The organism is Mesorhizobium sp. P170090 (genome assembly GCF_057786115.1).
The window spans coordinates 5,376,193-5,394,874 of record NZ_JBYNWH010000001.1; the positions used below are offsets into that span (position 1 = coordinate 5,376,193).

The 18,682-nt window shown below is 59.2% G+C and carries 19 protein-coding genes and 2 pseudogenes; 9 read left to right on the forward strand and 12 right to left on the reverse strand.

The annotated features are described in order from the left end of the window. Nucleotides 1-113 precede the first annotated feature (113 nt). Entirely contained in the window at nt 114-434 is a 321-nt protein-coding gene (locus AC3EML_RS25950) for a hypothetical protein (RefSeq protein WP_352521504.1), read from the reverse strand. A 202-nt stretch (nt 435-636) separates the two neighbouring features. Here AC3EML_RS25950 and AC3EML_RS25955 point away from each other — a divergent pair, with 202 nt between their 5' ends. After that, nucleotides 637-1,215 (forward strand): GNAT family N-acetyltransferase, encoded by a 579-nt coding sequence (locus tag AC3EML_RS25955; protein ID WP_352521502.1) that lies wholly within the window; start codon nt 637-639, stop codon nt 1,213-1,215. A gap of 79 nt (nt 1,216-1,294) precedes the next feature. On the opposite strand, the gene AC3EML_RS25960 is transcribed toward AC3EML_RS25955, so the two are convergent. The 4 genes from AC3EML_RS25960 to AC3EML_RS25975 are packed head-to-tail and all read right to left on the reverse strand — an operon-like array spanning nt 1,295 to nt 3,667. Beyond that, a complete protein-coding gene (locus AC3EML_RS25960) occupies nt 1,295-1,627 on the reverse strand; it encodes a hypothetical protein (protein WP_023681169.1) in 333 nt (110 codons plus the stop codon). Nucleotides 1,628-1,629: 2 nt separating this feature from the next. Next, a complete protein-coding gene (locus AC3EML_RS25965) occupies nt 1,630-1,992 on the reverse strand; it encodes a hypothetical protein (RefSeq protein ID WP_245260251.1) in 363 nt (120 codons plus the stop codon). After that, nucleotides 1,989-3,209 carry an NRAMP family divalent metal transporter gene (locus AC3EML_RS25970; protein WP_023668066.1) on the reverse strand — a complete coding sequence of 407 codons (1,221 nt, stop codon included), beginning with the start codon at nt 3,207-3,209 and terminating at the stop codon, nt 1,989-1,991. Before AC3EML_RS25970 ends, AC3EML_RS25965 begins: the two co-directional genes overlap by 4 nt. Then, the gene (locus tag AC3EML_RS25975; protein WP_245260252.1) at nt 3,206-3,667 is read right to left on the reverse strand and encodes a hypothetical protein; all 462 of its coding nucleotides are present in this window, start codon (nt 3,665-3,667) and stop codon (nt 3,206-3,208) included. Before AC3EML_RS25975 ends, AC3EML_RS25970 begins: the two co-directional genes overlap by 4 nt. Nucleotides 3,668-4,182: 515 nt before the next feature. Here AC3EML_RS25975 and AC3EML_RS25980 point away from each other — a divergent pair. The 4 genes and pseudogenes from AC3EML_RS25980 (at nt 4,183) to AC3EML_RS25995 (ending at nt 6,323) form a co-directional block, all read left to right on the forward strand. Beyond that, nucleotides 4,183-4,980: an SDR family NAD(P)-dependent oxidoreductase gene (locus AC3EML_RS25980; protein ID WP_488505411.1), complete on the forward strand. Its 798-nt coding sequence runs from the start codon at nt 4,183-4,185 to the stop codon at nt 4,978-4,980. Between the two features lie 37 nt (nt 4,981-5,017). Then, nucleotides 5,018-5,319, forward strand: a pseudogene (locus AC3EML_RS25985) (glutathione-dependent formaldehyde dehydrogenase); the annotation flags it as partial. Nucleotides 5,320-5,584: 265 nt separating this feature from the next. Next, nucleotides 5,585-5,987, forward strand: a pseudogene (locus AC3EML_RS25990) (SDR family NAD(P)-dependent oxidoreductase); the annotation flags it as partial. Between the two features lie 90 nt (nt 5,988-6,077). Beyond that, complete coding sequence (locus tag AC3EML_RS25995; RefSeq protein WP_023687844.1) at nt 6,078-6,323, forward strand: hypothetical protein; 246 nt, start codon at nt 6,078-6,080, stop codon at nt 6,321-6,323. Nucleotides 6,324-6,514: 191 nt separating this feature from the next. Here AC3EML_RS25995 and AC3EML_RS26000 read toward each other — a convergent pair whose 3' ends face one another. Both AC3EML_RS26000 and AC3EML_RS26005 read right to left on the reverse strand, forming a co-directional pair. After that, on the reverse strand, nt 6,515-6,931 hold the full coding sequence (locus AC3EML_RS26000) for a response regulator (protein WP_023696326.1): 417 nt from the start codon (nt 6,929-6,931) through the stop codon (nt 6,515-6,517). After that, nucleotides 6,928-10,035, reverse strand: a complete 3,108-nt coding sequence (locus AC3EML_RS26005) for a CheR family methyltransferase (protein WP_023687842.1) — start codon at nt 10,033-10,035, stop codon at nt 6,928-6,930. Before AC3EML_RS26005 ends, AC3EML_RS26000 begins: the two co-directional genes overlap by 4 nt. 146 nt (nt 10,036-10,181) lie before the next feature. On the opposite strand from AC3EML_RS26005, the gene AC3EML_RS26010 reads away from it, so the two are divergent. Together AC3EML_RS26010 and AC3EML_RS26015 are read left to right on the forward strand one after the other, a co-directional pair. After that, on the forward strand, nt 10,182-10,748 hold the full coding sequence (locus AC3EML_RS26010) for a response regulator (protein WP_023668059.1): 567 nt from the start codon (nt 10,182-10,184) through the stop codon (nt 10,746-10,748). 2 nt (nt 10,749-10,750) lie between these two features. Further along, nucleotides 10,751-11,041, forward strand: coding sequence for a hypothetical protein (locus AC3EML_RS26015; RefSeq protein ID WP_031197822.1), 291 nt, complete (start codon nt 10,751-10,753; stop codon nt 11,039-11,041). A gap of 225 nt (nt 11,042-11,266) precedes the next feature. On the opposite strand, the gene AC3EML_RS26020 is transcribed toward AC3EML_RS26015, so the two are convergent. The 4 genes from AC3EML_RS26020 to AC3EML_RS26035 form a co-directional block, all read right to left on the reverse strand. Beyond that, nucleotides 11,267-11,530 carry a hypothetical protein gene (locus AC3EML_RS26020; RefSeq protein ID WP_023681159.1) on the reverse strand — a complete coding sequence of 88 codons (264 nt, stop codon included), beginning with the start codon at nt 11,528-11,530 and terminating at the stop codon, nt 11,267-11,269. Nucleotides 11,531-11,869: 339 nt separating this feature from the next. Next, nucleotides 11,870-12,034, reverse strand: coding sequence for a hypothetical protein (locus tag AC3EML_RS26025; protein WP_023681158.1), 165 nt, complete (start codon nt 12,032-12,034; stop codon nt 11,870-11,872). Nucleotides 12,035-12,279: 245 nt separating this feature from the next. Further along, nucleotides 12,280-13,767 carry an alpha,alpha-trehalose-phosphate synthase (UDP-forming) gene (locus tag AC3EML_RS26030; RefSeq protein ID WP_352521501.1) on the reverse strand — a complete coding sequence of 496 codons (1,488 nt, stop codon included), beginning with the start codon at nt 13,765-13,767 and terminating at the stop codon, nt 12,280-12,282. A 286-nt stretch (nt 13,768-14,053) separates the two neighbouring features. Continuing rightward, nucleotides 14,054-14,278, reverse strand: a complete 225-nt coding sequence (locus AC3EML_RS26035; RefSeq protein ID WP_023681156.1) for a hypothetical protein — start codon at nt 14,276-14,278, stop codon at nt 14,054-14,056. 192 nt (nt 14,279-14,470) lie between these two features. Between AC3EML_RS26035 and AC3EML_RS26040 the strand changes: the two genes are divergently transcribed. Both AC3EML_RS26040 and AC3EML_RS26045 read left to right on the forward strand, forming a co-directional pair. After that, nucleotides 14,471-14,941, forward strand: a complete 471-nt coding sequence (locus AC3EML_RS26040) for a GFA family protein (protein ID WP_352521500.1) — start codon at nt 14,471-14,473, stop codon at nt 14,939-14,941. 182 nt (nt 14,942-15,123) lie between these two features. Beyond that, nucleotides 15,124-16,008: an alpha/beta fold hydrolase gene (locus AC3EML_RS26045; RefSeq protein ID WP_023748072.1), complete on the forward strand. Its 885-nt coding sequence runs from the start codon at nt 15,124-15,126 to the stop codon at nt 16,006-16,008. Here AC3EML_RS26045 and ligD read toward each other — a convergent pair. After that, complete coding sequence (ligD, locus tag AC3EML_RS26050) at nt 15,988-18,633, reverse strand: DNA ligase D (protein WP_352497955.1); 2,646 nt, start codon at nt 18,631-18,633, stop codon at nt 15,988-15,990. The two genes, AC3EML_RS26045 and ligD, sit on opposite strands and share 21 nt — an antisense overlap. Between the last annotated feature and the right edge of the window lie 49 nt (nt 18,634-18,682).

The window sequence follows — 18,682 nt, forward strand, 5'->3', positions numbered from 1 at the left end:
CTCTTTGGACACATGTGCTCCTATGTATCCAGCCATGCGAGGCACGTACTCGGAGGCCCGCCATTGTCTTGATGGCGGGCCTTCGGGCGGCCGAAGCCCGCTAGGTCCATCGGCTACTTGTTGCAATTTTGCACGGTCGAGGTCGTTGCGCCACTTGCAGTGTTGTTATCGATGTCATTGCCTGCGGCGTCCTTGCAACGGTCGGTCATGCCGTTCGATTTTGTAGTCGAGTTTGTGGAATTCGGATCGGTTGGCACGGCCGCATTCCCGCTGCCAGTGCCATTGCCAGCGGCGCCGCCGCTGCCAACAGTTCCAGTACCAGTTCCATTACCCGTGCCAGCCGTGCCGCCAGCACCCGTTCCATTTGTCTGCGCCAAGGGGGAACCGGCCAAGGCAATAGTTAGCACCGACGCGGCTAGAATTTTCTTCAACATTGGAGTCTCCGTGTTTGAATCGCCGAATTGCGATCGCTTTCCCAACGACAGGTTTTTCTCATTGTTCCAGGCGTAATGGATTGTGATCCGCAGCAGCCTTCGTCGAGGTGGACACTCTTGACGGCGCACGAATTGTGATGAGACCTGACAAGGGCAGGATGGGCTTTGTTCAACACCAAAGCGATATGTTGGGCGCGGCTGCATGCATCATCCGTCGCGGATCGCGATGCGGAATATGGGCAAGACGGGTTACAACAGAAGCGGCGATCAGAGCTGCGAGCGAACCGGCCGCCTTGATGTTAATCTGACGGTTGAATCTCAGGACCATTCCGACGCAGGAGCAGAACGCATGCCGGCTCGATCCGAAGGATTTACAATCGCTCTGGCTCACAACGGGGATGCACGAACGCAGGCGGCCGCTGCGCTCTATCGACACAACATCGAACAAACCGGAATCGATGACCGGGCAGTGATCGGCGCGGAGCTTACCGACCCCTCGGGAAAGATCTGGGGTGGAATTTGGGGCAGAACGGAACTGGGGCTCCTGTTTCTCGACATGTTCTTCTTGCCTGAAAAATTGCGTGGCCGATCCTATGGATCACAGCTTCTTATGGCGATCGAGGAGGAAGCCGTTAGGCGTGGATGTAAGAGAGCCGTCGTCGAGACGAGCAGTTTCCAGGCGCCTCAATTTTACCGGCTTCATGGGTTTGAGGAATTCGGCAAAGTCGAATTCGTTATTCCAGGACACGCCCGCATCTTCCTTCGCAAGAACCTGCAGTAATCTTTGCGGAGGCGCCATCTGCACGAACGGCTGTTCGCCGGCAAAACGCCGGCGCCTTAGCCCTCCCAGCCGTAGCCATCTACTCCCGAAGGTCCTTTTGCCCTTTCCATCCGGGAAGCTCGGTCATCGGGCATAGCAGCCGCGGTCGCGCCGGATCGGAGATATCGAGTTTATCCCAGGGAATGCGGTACAGGCCGTCGCGACGGCGCAGCCGAAACAGGTCGAGCATCGCGATGCCGATGGTCGAAGCCGACAGACGCTCGAACGCGGCGTAGATGCCAACGTGGAATTCAGTAACGACGAGCTCGTCGCCACGCTGTTCGGCGAGAATCTCTTCGATGTGACCGATGCTCTTTCCACGCTGCGAGAGCACGCGTCGCCCGGCAAGATGTTCGAGGTTGACTGTCCTCATCATCACGCTCCTGGGATGCGCCCGATGACATGATCGCGCAACCAGTCCTGCCAGGCGAAAATCGACGTCTCGCCCACCTCGATGTCACATTCGATGTCGAGCCCGTTGTCCTGCACCTTTTTCCACGCAATCCTGTGTGGCTCGGCGTGGCGTTTGCCACCCACCCTCGTCGCCAGTTGCGCCATCCATTCCCCGGGCCGCGCGCCAAGGCGGCGCGCCAAAGTGATGGAGCCGAGTTCTATCGCGACAATCCTTGGTGGTTTGCCCCGCCGCAACTCGGCCACCACTCCGTCGACCTTGCCGATCTTGACCCGCCGGCGGTCGAACACCTGCTTGTCCAGGAGATCACGCATCAATTCCATCATGTGCCTCCGAATATCTGCAGCGGAATCGTCACCACGGCGAGCACGAAGGCAAGCGCGATAATGAAGACAACGGCGGCATTCGAAATGATGCCGTTGCGATGTTCGCCGACATAGCGTTCGTCATTCAGCAGGAAGAGAAATGGAACTACCGTCAGCGGAAGGCTCGCCGCCGTTACCGCCATGGAAAAGATGGTCAGCCTCAGTGGGTCGAGGCCAAGCATGATCGGAATGGCGGCCAAAAACAATGATGCCGTATAGACGGCACTGAAGCCCGGATCATCGCGCGGCTTGCGATCCTCACCCCACGTCCAGCCAAAGCCCTGTGCCACCAGATATGCCTGTTGCAACCCGACTTCGAGTGCGGCGCCGAAACAGGCAATGGCGAGCGAGGCAACGAATAGAACGAACCCCCAGAAGCCGAATATAGGGATCAGCATCAACGGCAGTTGGTGATAGTCGTCCACCTGGTCGATGCCGCGCGTCGCGAGAACGAGAGCAGCGACGATCAACACGCCGATCGAAATGGTCCCACCGAAGGTCATGCCCAGCCCGGCGATGGCACGATTGGCCCCAAGGTGGCTTTCATCCCATTTGTCCTCGATAGCTCCCGAGGAATAGAACATGAAAAGATAAGGCGATATCGACGCGCCGAGAATGCTGGCCGCCATGAACCAGTAATTGATGGCATCGTGAGCCGGCAGCGAAGGCACGGCGCTGCCAGCGACCGCTGTCCAGTCGGGCTTTAACATCACCGCACCAACCACGAAGCACAGCGTCACGAGGCCGAGGACCGAAACGCCTTTCTCGATAAAGCCAAACGTGCCTTTCCACAGCAGCAGCCATGCCAGCAACGCCACCGGCAGTGCCCACCACTGGAAGCCTATGCCGGTGGCAAGTTCGAGTGCGATGGCCACACCGCCGATCTCAGCGGACAGCACCATGAAATTGACGAGAAGGACGACGAGCAACGGCCATAGGAAGACGTTGAACCCAAATCTTTCACGAATGCCCTCTGAGATCGTGTGATGGCTCATCGCGGCGAACCGACCGGCCATTTCAACCAAAAAGATGATGCATATGGTGCCGAGAACTATGGCCCAGATCAGCTGGAATCCGAAGGCGGCACCCGCCTGCGCCGCCGTAGCCATCGACCCGACTTCGAGGAAACCTCCGACACTGGTGACGACGCCAAGCGATATTTCCAGAAGCTTCTTCACGGTTTTGGTCCGAAAGCGCTGGTGTAAGCGGCGGCGAGCGAGCGCATGGCCGCCCGAAGATCCTGTTGTGCGCTTTTCACCTCAGTGCGATTGTTCACCCGCAATCCCGCCTCGGCATGCGCCACCGCCACCGACAAACTGTTGACTGCTGCCGTCAGTCCTGCTCGCCCGGCTGGTTCAGCGGTCTCGGCCGATCGAATTTGCGCCTCGACATCGGCCAGCGTTTTTCCGACCGAGTGCAGTGCGGCCGTGGCATAGGCGGACGGTGCCGCTCCCTCCACCCAGGCATCCAGCACCATCGATACGGTCTGTGCCGCGGAGGCCGCTGTTCGTGATTGCTGCGCCACCTGATTGGAAGACGAGCATCCGGCCAACCCGGCTAGCATCAGAAGCAAGCACAGCCAGCCAACCGGAAAATGACGGTCGTTATGGGGTACAGCGCGCGTTGGATGCGCCACGCGGATTTCCTCCCCGGCCCGAACCAACTGCGTCCGGCATCAATGATCTAGAGCGCTCGGAGAGCTCGTCAAACGAAACCGACGACGAGCCTGTGAGGTCGGCTAGTCAACGTAACAAAACGCTCCATCCCGGACAGCCGTTAAAAGAGGGGGGCCCGCGCTTCTCTTTGGCGCGGAGAAGCGCGGGCAGATCGGGCTGAGGGGATGACCCGATCGCGCAGCATCAACATGGGAGGGCAACAACGCTGCACGGTTCGAACTTCCAACCGGGCCACTTGTTCCAACTTCAACTGATCCGTTCTGAGTACTCAATCCATGCGTTTGGGGGGCCTTTTTGAAGGTAGGCCATGGCGAGTTCTCATGGCGTAGAACGGTTTTTGTCGCAACGGCCCATCCATGAATGCGCGCGACGACCGCGATGACGACCGTCGCCTGACCGTCATGACAGCGCACGATCAATCCAGCCCAAACGCCGCGGAACAATTGTGCCCACTCGTGGTTCCGATGGCACGAAGATGGAGGATCTGATGACGGACGCCAAACTCGCTGTGGTGACCGGCGCCTCGAGTGGCATCGGAAGGGAACTCGCAAAGCTGTGCGCTAAAGACGGCTACGACCTGATCATCGCCGCCGACGAGCCGGCTATCCGGCAGGCGGCAGAGGCACTTGAGACCCACAATGTAACGGTCGAAGCCATTGAGGCCGATCTGGCGACCGTCGAGGGCGCCGATCGGTTGATCTCCCAAATCGGCGATCGCGATATCGACCTGTTGTTTCTCAATGCGGGACGCGGGCTCGGCAACGGCTTCGTCGACCAGGACTGGCGAAAAGTCCGCCGGATCATCGACACCAATGTCACCGGAACGGTCTATCTGGCGCATGAGCTCGGCGCCAAGATGGCCCGGCGAGGCCGCGGGCGCATCCTGTTCACCGGATCGATCGCCGGCTTCATGCCCGGCACATTCCAGGCCGTCTACAACGGCACGAAGGCGTTCATCGATTCCTTCTCGATCGCGCTCCGCCATGAGCTGAAAGATAGCGGCGTGACGGTCACCGTGCTGATGCCCGGCCCCACGCAGACGCGATTCTTCGAGCGCGCTGAAATGATGGATACCAAGGTCGGCTCCGATGAAAAGGACAATCCGGCCGATGTCGCCAAGACGGGTTACGAGGCGATGATGGCCGGTGATGAACAGGTCGTCAGCGGTTGGAAAAACAAGCTGCAGGTCGCCGCCGCGCATGTCACGCCGGCAGGCACCTTGGCCGAACAGCACCGTAGGATGGCCGAGCCGGGGTCGGCGTCCAGCGACTGAGCCAATATTCGCGTCATCAAAAGGGCTGGCATTCCCAAGGCCGCATGTGCTGCGCGAGGCAATCTATCGCTGCCGCAGGGGCGGCACCATCTCGGTTCCCGGCGTCTATGTTGGTCTGGTCGATCACGTCCCGTTTGGCGGCAATGAATAAGGGACCGGCTTTCCGGATGGGCCAGACGCATACGCAACGCTACCTGGAACCTTTATTGGCCATGGTCCAGAACGGCGCAATCGACCGCTCCTTGTGATTACCCACCGGACCGATCTGAAAGCAGGGCCGGATCTCTACAAGACGTTTCGCGACAATCAGGAGGTTGTGTCAAAGTGGTGATGCGGCCTCACGGCCGAGACGGGCAAGGCGACCCACACCTCACTGCAATCACAAGGGAACATTCGCGTCGACGGCCGGTTAGGTGCCACTTCCGTAATGGTCACCTGCCGTCAAAGCGAGCCCATGATGAACCATGACCAGCATGACAATGTACCAGACGCAGCGCGTAGACTTGTCGTCGGAAGCATGGCGGGAGGAATTCTCGCCGCTTATGCTTCCACGGCGTCAGCCGATACGGGAACAGTGCCTGCTAAAGCAGGCCCTGCGAGCCCGATGCTCAAACAGAATCCGGTGACGCAATATCACCAGCCGTCTTTCAAGCCACAGGAACAGAAGTGGCCGGGTTTGGCCAGCAAGATGGTGCCGCGCCCGGACCACGGCGAAACGACCTACAAAGGATCAGGCAGGCTTGCCGGCCGCAAAGCGCTGATAACCGGCGGCGATTCCGGTATTGGTCGTGCGGCGGCGATTGCATTCGCGCGCGAGCGTGCGGACGTTGCTTTCGGCTACCTCCCCGAAGAACAGGAAGACGCCGACGAACTGGTGGACCTAATAAAAGCGGCAGGTCAAAAGGCTTGCCGGCGATATCCGCAATGAGGCCTTTTGCAGAAAGCTGGCCGATGAAGCAGCAACGCCCCTCGGCGGTCTCGACATCCTGGTCAGCAACGCTGCCCGCCTCACTAGAGTCCACGGTCCTCAAAAAGGGCCGCCAAGCCCACCGCTCCTTAGGCGTGGTGGGCTTTCAGACTGTCTACAGGAGGAACCAATGGCTGGCGATGAAATAGAAAGAAGGCGACTGCAGATGTTGATCGAACAATATCTGGAGACCCGTAAGCGACGGCACGATTTCGTGTCGATCGCGAATGCCGAACTCGCGATCAAGGCAGTCATGCCGCATTGCCCGGTGTCGAGCGCAGCGTTGGCAGAGATGATTGCCGCTGGCGCCGTCACTTACGGCCTTGGCGTCCTATTCGACGCGAGGCAAACCGAGGGCGAACTGCCCGTTGTTTGATAGGCTCATCGCCTGACCAATCGTCGCGCGGTCGCCAAGTTTCGCCCAGCGCTGGAATACGCCAGACCGGGAGCATGTCAATCGTGCCGGCCGGATCGCAGGCACCTGCCGGCGACGCCGTCTCGGGCCTGGACCCGAATGTCGTCGCATATCTGGTGAAAAACCAGTGTCTTTGTCCCACGAGAAGTGCGTTACCGGGCTTCTCGTTGGGTTGGCACCGTTCCGCTGTCCTGGTGTCTTGCCAAAGACGTCGGTTGAACACCGAGCATATTTCGCACGGCCTCGACCAGCGCAGCAGCCCACACGGGTTTTGACAGCATCTTGTGATGACGCAAATCTTGCGGGATGTCGGATGCCGTGTACCCACTGACGAAAACAAACGGAATTCCGCGTTGCGCTAGAAGAGGGACAAGGGCAGCGCTGGTCTCGCCGCCGAGACCAATGTCCAGGACCGCGGCAGATATGACTTCACTCTCGATCAGCTTTTTCGCGCGAGCAACGGACGGCACTGGCCCGGCGATGGCGAAGCCGGCCTCTTCCAGAATTGCGCGGTGCTCCTCCGCGACCAGCCATTCATCTTCGACGATAAGGATACGAGATGCAGTCACGTTTCGCTCTCCCGATGATCAAACGGAAACTCAATCCGCAAGCTCAAACCATCGGAACCGAAAGATGTTTCAAAATTTCCGCCAAGCCGATACTCAATTTCGCCTTTTACCAGCGAAAGACCAAATCCCGTCTTCTCAGGTGGAGTGACAGCGGGACCGCCGCTTTCTAACCATTCGAGCTGAAAACCGTGATCCGACGCCGACCAAGTCACGGACACCACGCCGTTTGGCACGGACAAGGCGCCATATTTTCCAGCATTCGTGGCAAGTTCATGGATCACCATGCCAAGCGACAGGCCCTGCTGAGGCTTGAGCCGAATGTCCTCGCCTGTGGTGTTGATGCGTTCCAGCCCGAACGGCTCGACTTCCTGCCGCACGATTTCCTCTACCGAGACCTCTTTCCAGCTTTCGCGCGAGAGCACTCCGTAGGCCCGCGCCATGGCGCGCAGGCGACCGATGAGCGCTTCGGCGAAAGCCTCCGAAGAGGGAGCATTTTTCAGGGTCTGACTGGCAATGCTGACCGTAACGGCCAGCATGTTCTTGACCCGATGATTGAGTTCCGAGATCAATACCCGCTGGTGGGCTTCGGCTTCAGCCATGGTCGTCACATCGACAAAGGTCACCACCACACCTTGGATTTTCCGCACGCTGTCGCGGTAGGGGATCAGCCGCACGAGATAGTGGATGCCGTCGCTATCGCGCGGTAGCTGGTGCTCGATCATCTCGCCGGCCCTGAAAACCTGCGCGATATGGTCGCGCAGGTGCGGATAATCGAGCCGGCTGGCAAGATCGGTAAGCGGTCTTCCGATGTCGGTCGGCAGCAAATTGAAGAACGAAGACGCCGCCGGCGTGAAGCTGCGGATAACCAGCTTGGTATCGAGAAAAACAGTCGCGATCTGTGTGCTCTCGAACAGGTTCTTCAGATCGCTGTTGGCCCGATCGAGATCCTCGATCTTGGAAACCAGTTCGGCATTGATGGTGTTCAATTCCTCATTGAGGGACTGCATTTCTTCCTTGGAGGCCTCAAGCTCCTCATTGGAGGACTGGGCTTCTTCGTTGACCGAGACGAGTTCCTCATTGGAAGATTTCAACTCCTCCAATGCGGTCTCATATTCTTCGATCGTCGATTGCAGGCGCTCGCGCGTATCGCGGAGTTCGCGCTCGAAATCAGCAATCCCGGATGGCTGACGAACCTTTAGAGCCTCCAGCCGCGGCTGCGGCTGGCCCACCGGTTCGAACAGGACGAGAAACAGCGGCTCGCCGCTGCCGCGATCAACCAAGGGCTCGATCGTCAATGTGACGAACTGGACCCGATCTTCATCTTCTTCAATGGCTATCGCTTCGCGCACAACCGTGCGCCGGCCTTCGGCCGCTTCCCGCAAAGCGCCGCGCAGTTCCAGACGCAGGCCGCTGCGTGCCATTGTGAGCAATTGTCTGCTCGGCACCCCTTGCGGCGGCTCGAGATATTTGCCGGTTCTGACCGAGTAATAGACGACATCTCCATCACCATTGATGACGACATGGGCCGGAGCGTAGCGTTCGAGAACATGGGCTTCAACGGTTTGCCTTAGGGAATAAGACAAGCCGCGGCGGGCATGAGTGTCATTGGCGCTGGAAAAGTTGCTTGCAGGCGCAGCATTCAACAAGATCGGCAGCCGCGGCGGCGCCGTATGTTCTCGTGCCTTGAATATCCGTTGTTTCTTGTCGACCGGTGCAAACAGATCGGCATGCTGGCTTATGCTCTCGGAGGTGCCAAGGAACAGATAGCCGCCGGGCTTCAGCGAATAGTGGAAGGTCGGAATAACCTGCTTTTGCACATCGGGGCCGAAATAGATCAGCAGGTTCCGGCACGACACCATGTCCATGCGCGAGAAGGGTGGATCGCGGATGACGCTGTGCGCCGAGAAGATGCAGAGATCACGTACGCTCTTGCTCAAGATGAAACTTGTGCCGTCATTGCTGAAGAAGCGTTCGCGACGTTCAGGCGAAACGCCCGCAAGCAATGACTCCGGATAGCGCGCCGAACGTGCGATGCCCAACGCCGCGTCATCGATGTCCGTGGCGAAAATCTGGATGCGCGGCACAGCCGAAAGTGTATCCATATGCTCGCGCATCAGCATTCCGATCGAGAAGACTTCCTCGCCGGTTGCGCAGCCGGGCACCCAGACGCGGATCGTATCGTTGGCGTCCTTGCCTTCGAAAAGTTTGGGGATGACGGTTTCTTCCAGGGTCTTGAAAGCGTCCGTATCGCGGAAGAAATTTGTCACGTTGATCAGCAGGTCGCGAAACAGCGACCGCACTTCCTCCGCATTTGAACGAAGCAACTCTATATAGGCATCGATCGCGGTGTTCTGTGTTATTTGCATGCGTCGCCTGACGCGGCGCAAGAACGTCTTGGCCTTGTAGCCCGAGAAATCATGTCCCGAATGGCTGCGCAGGATCGCGTAGATTTCTTCCTGGCCCTTGCGGAGTTTCAAAGCACTGGCCTTGCCATCGTCAGCTTCAAGCTCGTCGAGCAGTTCAAAGCTGTGGGCAAATTCCATGAGTTTCGCACCCATCTCATCGGCCGGGATGGCGATATCGATCAGACCGGAACTGATCGCGCTGCGCGGCATGTCGGGATTGCTCGGACCCGACTCGTCGGAGAGTTGCGCCAGCGTCAGGCCGCCATGCTCCTTGATTGCCTTGATGCCCAACGTACCGTCGGAATCGCCGCCCGACAGGACGACGCCGACGGCGTATTCGCCCTGATCCTCGGCCAGCGCGCTGAAAAAGATATCGATGGGCTTGCGCTCCCTGGACACCGAATTCGGTTGGCGCAGCTTTAGGCTGGAATTTTCGATGGTGAGGATCGCGTTGTGCGGCATCACATAGACGGTGTCAGGATGGATATCCATTGCATCTTCAGCGACACGAACCGGAATTCCGGTGTAAAGCGCAATCACTTCGTGCAGCAGACTTTCCCGTTCCGGGCTGAGATGCGTGACGATCACGAACGCCATCCCGCTCGAAGACGGCATCCCGCGAAAAAATCCCTCCATGGCGGCAATGCCGCCCGCAGAGGCGCCAATACCGACTATGGGGAACCTCGGCAGCTTTTGCATCAATTGTCCTGCTTCAGTGAAATGCAACGCGGCAGCGCTGATTTCGATCCAATGTGTAAACCGTTCCTGGTCGAATTCCCATCCCGCACCGCCGATAGCCACGGAACCGATGGACGCGACCGCCGTTTAAAGCCCGGAGGGCTGCTATGTTATTAGGCATGCGAATTCTGCTCGTCGAGGACGAATTCTTGCTGGCAAGCGAACTTGCCTCTTATTTCAGCGATTGTGGGGCGACCGTTTTGGGGCCGGTGTCGTCAGTCAGCCGGGCTCGACGATATATCGATTCAGCGGACGGGGCGGTGCTGGACATCGATCTTAACGGTGAGACTGTTTTTCCCCTCGCCGATGAGCTGACGGACAGAGGCATCCCGTTCGTATTCTTCTCCGGAAACGATCAGATCACCCTGCCGGAGCGGTTCCGGTACACCCAAAACCTCTCCAAGCCGGCCGGGTTCAGGACGGTTGCCGGGATCCTCGCCGCGCAATCAACAGCGCTTGGTGAAGACAATGTCTTCCGCGCTCTTCCAAAACTGAGGCTGTCCGCGCGGCTGCTGCTGGGCGACCCACAGGCGGCCGATCGCCTCGTGGAACGCACATTGAAGGCGGCGCTGGAGGAGCGGTTGTCGACGCGGCATGACCTTCCCTTGAGCGAATGGCTCAATACACTCATGGAGGAGGTGCTCCGCAACGACAGGTCTGGCATCATGAATTAAGATTGTCCGATAGTTTGCCGCAGGCCGCCCTGTCGACCGCCCCCGCTACGGTACCCCTCCCCAAGAGCGCTTCGCTTCGTCTTGCAAATACGGCCGCATTCCTGCTAGAAATCCTCGTGGCCAAACCTCCGCAAACCAAACCTGACTCATTCCGCGATCCTGTTGAAGGCGACGCACTCGCAGCGCTGCTCGACGAAATCGCGGAAGAGGAAACACCTGAACGGCTGTTGAAGCTCGCCCTTGAGCTGCAGCAGCAACTGCTGTTGTCAAAGCAGCTGAAAAATCCCAACTGAACGGCCTGCAGCTAGGCATCTTGATTTGCCTCGAGTTCCACGATGGCGTCATCGCCTCGTTCGCCAGACCGATGCTGCTGCGGTAATCTTTCTGCGCTCGATGTGGGCGAAACCCCAGTCTCAATAGCTCAGCGGTTCCTGCGCCCAGAAGGCCCTGATCCCATCATGACGCCGATGAGACGACCAGGAAGATCAGGGCCAACTTGGGTCGCAGCCCAAGGTCGATCACTGCTGCCCTGGCATCTCGGTATTTTCTTGCGGGTTCTTTTTAACGCCGGGCGCGGGTGATGTCTCAGCGGGGGCATTACCGCCTTGGTTCTGTTCCGGGGTGCGCTTTACTGGCGATGTCTGCCACGATCCGCCTGAAAGGGGTATGAACACAAAGAAGGCTAGCAGGGCGACGAAGATCACAGCCGCAATGACGACGCCCCACCCGAGTACATTTCGGGTGCCACGCTGTTCTTCCTTCCGGGACACATGCTCCGTCATCACTGGACTCCTTTGTGTCATTCGACGAGGTACAAATTTATCGTGCAGATCGACCGCACGGTCTGCTCTTCCCCGACGCGTGCCGCCGGCACAGCCGAAGAAGCTGAAGCTAATCTTCTCCAGCTTTTCGGCTGCCTGGTTTGGCGGCCCGCTTTGGGGCTTTCGGCACTGCCGGTTTCCGCTCGGGTGCAGGCGGATTGATCGCCTCGTGCGCCAAACGGGCTTTGCGCAATCGCGCCGTTTTCTCTTCCCGCGCCTTGCGCTCGGCTTCCATTACGCCTTGTGCGTAGAGGGTGGCTCGTGCGTCTCTGTCGTTTGCGGATCCACTGGCCGCCATAGTCAGCCCTCCGCCTTGTAATTTCTTGCTTCCTTCTTGGCGCCGTCTTTGCCGTGCTCGGCTGCAAGCTCTTTGGCCTGCCCGGGTGACACGTCGGTGGCTTCGGCCAACTTGATTGCCTCTTGTTCAGAGAGATCTCTGTCCTTTCGCGTGGGGTTCTTTGTCATCGCAGATCTCCTATCAGAGCCCAAACGACCGGACCGGCGGTGTGTTCCGTGGAACCTTCGATAGTCCACCGATTGAGGCGGGCTGTCGCGCTTCCGGCAACGAGCGAAAAGTTTCTGATGCGGGCTGACAAGGTACATGATCAGCTTCAAGGCCTTTCGAACTGCTAGGCAAGCCGGGTTATGGCCGGGCTATGACCGTGTGGGACGCGTGACACACGGACGGATTCAGGCATCGATGCCAGGCGCTAGTTCTCGCCCGCGAGCGTGGCGAGAAATGACCGCCGCCATTCTGCTGCGTCATTGCGCCTGATGCGCTTGAGCAGTGCACTATGCCTTGCAATTCTTTCCTCAAGCGGCATCGCGAGCGCTTTTGCGATCGCATCGGCAACCTCGTCGACCGCATACGGGTTCACGATCAAGGATTCGGCAAGTTCTTCGGCCGCACCTGCAAAACGCGACAAAATCAGCACTCCGGGGTCGGCTTCGTCCTGCGCGGCTATGTATTCCTTGGCTACGAGGTTCATTCCGTCACGCAGGGGTGTGACCAATCCGACCTGGCTAGCGCGCAACAGGCCAGCAAGCCGAGAGCGTGATACGGCACGGTGGATGTAGCGGATCGGGGTCCAAGCCAAATCCGCGTATCTTCCGTTGACCGCGCCGGCGGTTGCTTCAAGCTGGGCCCGGATGTCGGCATAGGCGCTGACCTCCTCGCGCGTCGGCGACGCAATCTGCAAATAGGTTGCCGCTCGCTCGTGTTCCGGATGCCTTTCCAAAAGACGCGCGAAAGCCTCCATGCGGCCGGGAAGACCCTTGGAGTAGTCCAGCCGATCGACGCCGATGATTTGCTTGAGACCCAGAATCTGGCGGCGCATGGAATCGATCTGCACATCCTCCGCCGCCTCATTGGCCATGCGTGCGATTGAATCGACGTCGATGCCGATCGGAAAACACCTCGACAACACCGTGCGGCCGTTCATCTCAGCCGAACCATTGATATCAAAAGTAATGGAGTTGGCCGCCTGCACTGAGCGCCGGAAATTCCCCACGTCCGTTTCGGTCTGGAACCCCACGACCTCATATTGAAGCAGGTCATCGATGAGTTCTTCATGGTCGGGCGTGGCTACAAACAGGTCAGGCGGCGGGAACGGTATGTGAAGAAAGAAACCGATCCGATTCCGGACTCCCAGCCGCCGCAACTGGGCGGCCAAGGGGATAAGGTGGTAGTCGTGAACCCACACCAGGTCGTCGTTGCCCGACAGCAGTCCTGCGAGCGCCTTCGCGAACCGCGCATTGATCTGCCGGTAGGCGTGTAGAAACTCTGCCCGGTGGTTCACCAGGTCGAGTCGGTAATGAAAAAGCGGCCACAGCGTGCTGTTGGCATAGCCATTGTAATAGAGCGAATACTCCTCATAGGGCAGGGTAAGCGCAGCCGTCTCGATCTTTCCCACGCGTTCCAAGCGGATCAGCGGTTCGTCGCTCGCGGCGTAGTCCTGATACTCAGCGCTTGCTCCTAGCCACAGGCCTCCACGCTCGGCCAACGCATCCCCGATGCCTACAGCCAGTCCGCCGGCTTGCGACAGATCGCGAATGTTCCCCAGCCTGTTCGAGACGACAACCAGACGACGCGGGATGGCGCGATCGCCAGTTGGCTCCCCACCTACGGCGTCGCGCTCAAGAGGGTCACCAACCGTTTGCGAAGCCTCGTTGAGAATTTCATCCGGTCGCTGCAACAAGAGCAAATCCTGAGCGTGAAGATCGCTTGGGGAACGGTCCGCGCGTGCGATTGTTCCCGACGTAAGTGTCCAGCCGGATTCGCTGGTTCTCGGCCCGCTCGGGCGCCTTTTTCAGCGGCTCTCGCAGGATCGTCGTCGGACACACCGGTGATGAGACCCCGATCCAGCACGCCGAGCAGCCGCTTTGGCGACGGCCGGACTTACCGCTTTGGTATTCATGCTGCCGGATCCCCTGCCCTGTCATATCAACTCCCCACCTTGGCAAAAGCCCCAAGTGACCAAACCGTCAGTCCACCTCGATTACCTTGCGCGTCGGCTTTCGTTGGCGGGGCGGCTGCTTTGCGGCTACGGGCGCGGGCGGGGTCTGCGCTATCGATGCCTCCAACAACTGTCGCTGTTCTCTAAGCCGCGCCGTCTTGGCTTCCCTGGCATGCCGCTCCGCTTCCAACAGCAACTTGGCTTCTCGATCCGCCCTCTCGATCTTTTCCCTGTCGACGCGTCGTGTTTTCAAGGTCGCCTCCTTTGGTCAGACGGCGAACAAAGTGCGGACCTGAAAAAATGTTCCCAACAAATTAAGGCCTGATCTGCCTCAAATGATATTGACCAGCAGCCCGCCGGTTGCGCGCATCTGCGGCTCTGTGACGTCCAAAGGAACTGCTTGCCGTCCGCGGCGTTACGCCACCACGCTGGCCGGAAGATTACCATGGACGACAAACCCCGAACGACGATCAGAAAACCGGCCCGGATTGATCGAGGGCATTGCTTTTGCGGAGCCATCACAGCTGAATTCAGTGGCGATCCCTTTTGGATTTGTTTCGACCACGACGATGACTGCCGACGAGCGATCGGCAGCCCACTGACGATCTGGATTGGCTATCGTCCAGATCAGGTCGATTGGCTCGGCTCCAAACCAAAAACATTTTCGAAAACCAGGGGCGTCGTGCGCTCCTTTTGTTCGGAATGTGGCACCTCGATTGGGTACACCGATGAAGGGTTGCCAAATGAGTTCTACATCTCGATCGGATTCATGGACGCGCCCGAGAAGTTCCATCCCCAAGCTCAAGCCTATTGGGAAATGCGGCTGCCGTTTATCAGGATGGATGACGGTTTGCCTCGCGTCGAGGGCTACACCCGGGCGCGCGACCCCGCCCTGGGCAATCCCAGAGACCGGTGAGGCAGGAGGCTGGATCTCGGGCGTCGTACCTGCAAGCCAGCGCCAGGGCTGGCGGAACGGCGGCCGAACCATTGGAATGAGAGAGATCTCCAAACGGACAAATGCCCGAAACCAATTTCACCGGCGTGGGTTGAAGATGGACATGCGGGACTTGTTTTCACAGTCTGACGACAAAGAAGCGGATGTTTGAAGGATTCAAGCTAGAGACCGTGGATCTGCCCGAGTCCTCACTGCGAGTCAGGTATGGAGGTTCAGGCCCGCCGCTTCTTTTGCTGCATGGCCATCCTCGGACGCACGTTACCTGGCACCGGGTAGCCCCACTTCTCGCCGCCGACCACACAGTTGTCTGCCCCGATCTGAGGGGCTTTGGCCGGTCCTCGGTACCGGCGGACGCCGTGGACCATGCTGGATCCTCCAAGCGTGCCAAAGCCAGGGACTGCATCGCTCTCATGCGACATCTCGGCTTTGGCCGGTTTGCGATCGCAGGCCATGACCGCGGCAGCTACACAGCGTTCCGAGCAGCGATGGATCACCCGTCAGCGATCAGCCATCTGATCGTTATGGATAGCGTCCCTATCCTGGAAGCCCTCGAACGCTGCGACGCCCGCTTTGCGAAGCTCTGGTGGCACTGGTTCTTTTTTGCACAGCCGGACAAGCCCGAACGCGCAATCATGGCCGATCCTGACGCGTGGTATGGCGGCTCAGCCGAGTCCATGGGGGCTGAGGCCTATGTCGACTACAAGGACGCAATCCACGATCCGAATGTTGTTCACGGCATGCTTGAAGACTATCGGGCAGGTCTGGCCATCGATCAATTGCACGATACCGATGACAGGAAAGCTGGTCGCCGGGTCGCGTGCCCGACCTTGGCGCTCTGGTCCGCCCGCGATGATCTTGAGGCACTTTACGGCAACGTGCTGGATGTTTGGCGACCCTGGACCACCGAACTGAAGGGCCAACGGATCGATAGCGGACATCATATGGCCGAAGAAGCAGCCGACGCGGTAGCCGCAGCTGTCATGGCGTTCTTGCGCGAACCGACGTCGTCATGCGGCGAGCTTTGCTGAACCGATCCGTTTGATGGCGATGCTGATCGACCGTTCGCCATCGTCGTAGTCGGCCCAGGCGACGGTCTTTTTCAGGTGGCCCGGAACCGTGCGAACGGTGTATTTTTTCGGATCGAGATCCGCCTTCACCTGACTCCAGGTCAGCGGCATGGATACAGTCGCGCCTTCCCTGGCGCGAGGGGAGAGAGGGGCGACGGCTGTCGCCATGCGATCATTCCTGAGATAGTCGAGAAAAATCCGGGATGTCCGCAGCTTCTTGGCCATGTTGACGAGGTAGAGATCCGGGCTGTCTGCCGCCATCTGGATGCAGACGGCCTTTGCGAAGGCCTTGGCCTCGGCCCATGTCGTCTTGCTGCGTTGGGCCGCCAATGGCGTCACGACATGCAAGCCTTTGCCGCCCGTGGTTTTGCAGAAGCTCACCAAGCCCAGATCTTCGAGACGATCGCGCATTTCCTTGGCTGCCGCGACCACCTTCGCAAAAGGGACTTCCGGACCGGGGTCAAGGTCGAAGACAAGTCGGCCAGGTATTTCGGGATGACCCGGCTGGCAGTTCCAGGGGTGAAGCTCAAGGCCGCCTATCTGGGCGATCGCGGCCAGACCCTCGACGCGGTCGATTTGCAGATACGGTTTGTGGTCGCCGAAGACTTTCACCAGTTCCAGCAGATTGGATGTGCCTGGCATTGCGTGGCGCTGGAAAAACTGCTCGCCGGCGTAGCCATCCGGCGCGCGCACGAGTGAACAGGGACGACCTTTGATATGTCTGATCATCCAGGGGCCAACGGTCTCGAAATATTCTGCAAGATCGAGCTTGTCGACGGGCTGACCGTCGCCGGCATTCGGCCAAAGCGGCTTGTCCGGCTTGGAAATGATGACGCCCATGACAACCGGGCTTTTTCCTGTCTTGCCAGTCACCTTGGCAGGGTCGGCAATCGGCGTCTCTTGAGGATCGGCTGGACGCTCGGCCTCGACGTCTTTTGCGGGCTTGTCTTCACGCAGGCCTTTGAAGGCGGCCTGCCTGATATTGCCACCCCCGGTCCAGCCGGCGAACTCGATTTCCGCGACCAATTCCGGCTTCGTCCAGAAGACGGTTGAATTCCTTTTCGGTGCGCCATCGCCGGTAAACGGCGACGTCGCGGCTTTCATCTCCTGCAGCCTCGGCATCAGCTGCTTGACCTTTGCCTCGCTGAATCCGGTCCCCACACGGCCGATATAGGCGAAATGTTCACCGCGATTGACGCCGACGAGCAATGACCGGAATTTGCCGTTGGTCGTCGACCAGCCGCCGATGACCACCTCATGCCCGGCGCGGCATTTCGATTTTGCCCAGGTGTCCGTCCTCCCCGAAACATAGGTTGCATCGGCCTTTTTGGAGACAATCCCCTCAAGCGAAAGGCGACAGGCAGAACGCAGCACCGCGTCGCCGCCATTGCTGAAGTGCTCGACATAGCGGATGAGATTTTGCGCGCCGCGATCGACTTCGCCGAGCATCTCGCTCAGACGTTCCTTCCGTTGTGAGAGAGGCATCTTTCGCAGATCGACGCCATTTGCGAAGAGCAGGTCAAAAGCAAAGTAGATCAGGTCTTTCGTCCGGCGCTCCGACAGCGCCGCCTGCAGTGCGGCAAAATCGGGCGCGCCGTTCTCGTCAAGCGCTACGATTTCGCCGTCGATGATGACGTTGGGGAGGCTGGCGGCCTCCTTTGCGATGGCGCCAAATTTCTCCGTCCAGTCAAGACCCTTGCGGGTCTTAAGGGCGATGTCCTTGTCTTCCACGCGCAACTGGACGCGATAACCGTCAAACTTGATTTCGTGAACCCAGTTCGTCCCGGCCGGCGGCCGGGAAAGCGTTGCACAAAGCTGTGGTGGGATGAAGTCGGGCATCTTCGCCGCTGAGGCAGGACCGGCTCGCTTCGGCCGCGGAGCAGGCTTTGCCGACCTAGCGGCGCGCTTGTCGGCCGCATGGCCGCGCTTGCTGTCCCAAACGGCATCCGCATCGGCCGACGATGAACCTTTGATCATGAACGGCTTCGGACCTGCCCCCTTTCCCGCTGCAATCCTTTCCATGCTCCGACCGGAGGCGACGGATCGGTCCTGAGCCAGCACCGCATCGCCATTGCCCTCTGTCGCGTATTTGTCGCGGTGTTTGATCAGCAGCCAGTTGGTCCGCTTCCCGCCATTGCGGTCATGCTTCATGCGCACTAGGACGAAACTTCCATGCAGGCGCTTGCCCTGCAGCGTGAATTTCAGGTCGCCTTTTTCCAACGCCTTTTCGGGAGACATGGCGCCTTCCGGTTCCCAATATCCGCGATCCCACAACTGCACCGTGCCGCCACCATATTGTCCTTTGGGAATCGTGCCTTCGAAGTCGCCGTACTCCAGCGGGTGATCCTCAACCTCCACGGCAAGTCGTTTGTCGTGAGGATCCAGTGATGGACCTTTGGTCACAGCCCATGATTTGAAGACCCCGCCAAGCTCGAGGCGAAGATCATAGTGCAGCCGCGTGGCCGCGTGTTTTTGGATGACGAACCGGAGTCGGTTCGAACCCGCAATCGAGCTTTCGCCGCTGGGCTCTTTCGTCTTCGCGAAATCCCTTTTGGCCCGGTAGGTGGAAAGCTCGCCCGTTTTCATGGAAGTGCCCCGACTAATGACGCAACGCCGGACTCAACGCAGTGGGTGA

Bases quoted from the DNA above. Each gene is read 5' to 3' on its own strand.
- AC3EML_RS26020 (WP_023681159.1), bottom strand. From the start codon at position 11,530: ATGACGGAGCATGTGTCCCGGAAGGAAGAACAGCGTGGCACCCGAAAT.
- AC3EML_RS26045 (WP_023748072.1), top strand. From the start codon at position 15,124: ATGTTTGAAGGATTCAAGCTAGAGACCGTGGATCTGCCCGAGTCCTCA.
- AC3EML_RS26025 (WP_023681158.1), bottom strand. From the start codon at position 12,034: ATGACAAAGAACCCCACGCGAAAGGACAGAGATCTCTCTGAACAAGAG.
- ligD (WP_352497955.1), bottom strand. From the start codon at position 18,633: ATGAAAACGGGCGAGCTTTCCACCTACCGGGCCAAAAGGGATTTCGCG.
- AC3EML_RS26005 (WP_023687842.1), bottom strand. From the start codon at position 10,035: ATGCAAAAGCTGCCGAGGTTCCCCATAGTCGGTATTGGCGCCTCTGCG.
- AC3EML_RS25995 (WP_023687844.1), top strand. From the start codon at position 6,078: ATGGCTGGCGATGAAATAGAAAGAAGGCGACTGCAGATGTTGATCGAA.
- AC3EML_RS26010 (WP_023668059.1), top strand. From the start codon at position 10,182: ATGTTATTAGGCATGCGAATTCTGCTCGTCGAGGACGAATTCTTGCTG.
- AC3EML_RS26040 (WP_352521500.1), top strand. From the start codon at position 14,471: ATGGACGACAAACCCCGAACGACGATCAGAAAACCGGCCCGGATTGAT.
- AC3EML_RS25965 (WP_245260251.1), bottom strand. From the start codon at position 1,992: ATGATGGAATTGATGCGTGATCTCCTGGACAAGCAGGTGTTCGACCGC.
- AC3EML_RS25955 (WP_352521502.1), top strand. From the start codon at position 637: ATGCATCATCCGTCGCGGATCGCGATGCGGAATATGGGCAAGACGGGT.
- AC3EML_RS25950 (WP_352521504.1), bottom strand. From the start codon at position 434: ATGTTGAAGAAAATTCTAGCCGCGTCGGTGCTAACTATTGCCTTGGCC.
- AC3EML_RS25980 (WP_488505411.1), top strand. From the start codon at position 4,183: ATGGAGGATCTGATGACGGACGCCAAACTCGCTGTGGTGACCGGCGCC.
- AC3EML_RS25960 (WP_023681169.1), bottom strand. From the start codon at position 1,627: ATGAGGACAGTCAACCTCGAACATCTTGCCGGGCGACGCGTGCTCTCG.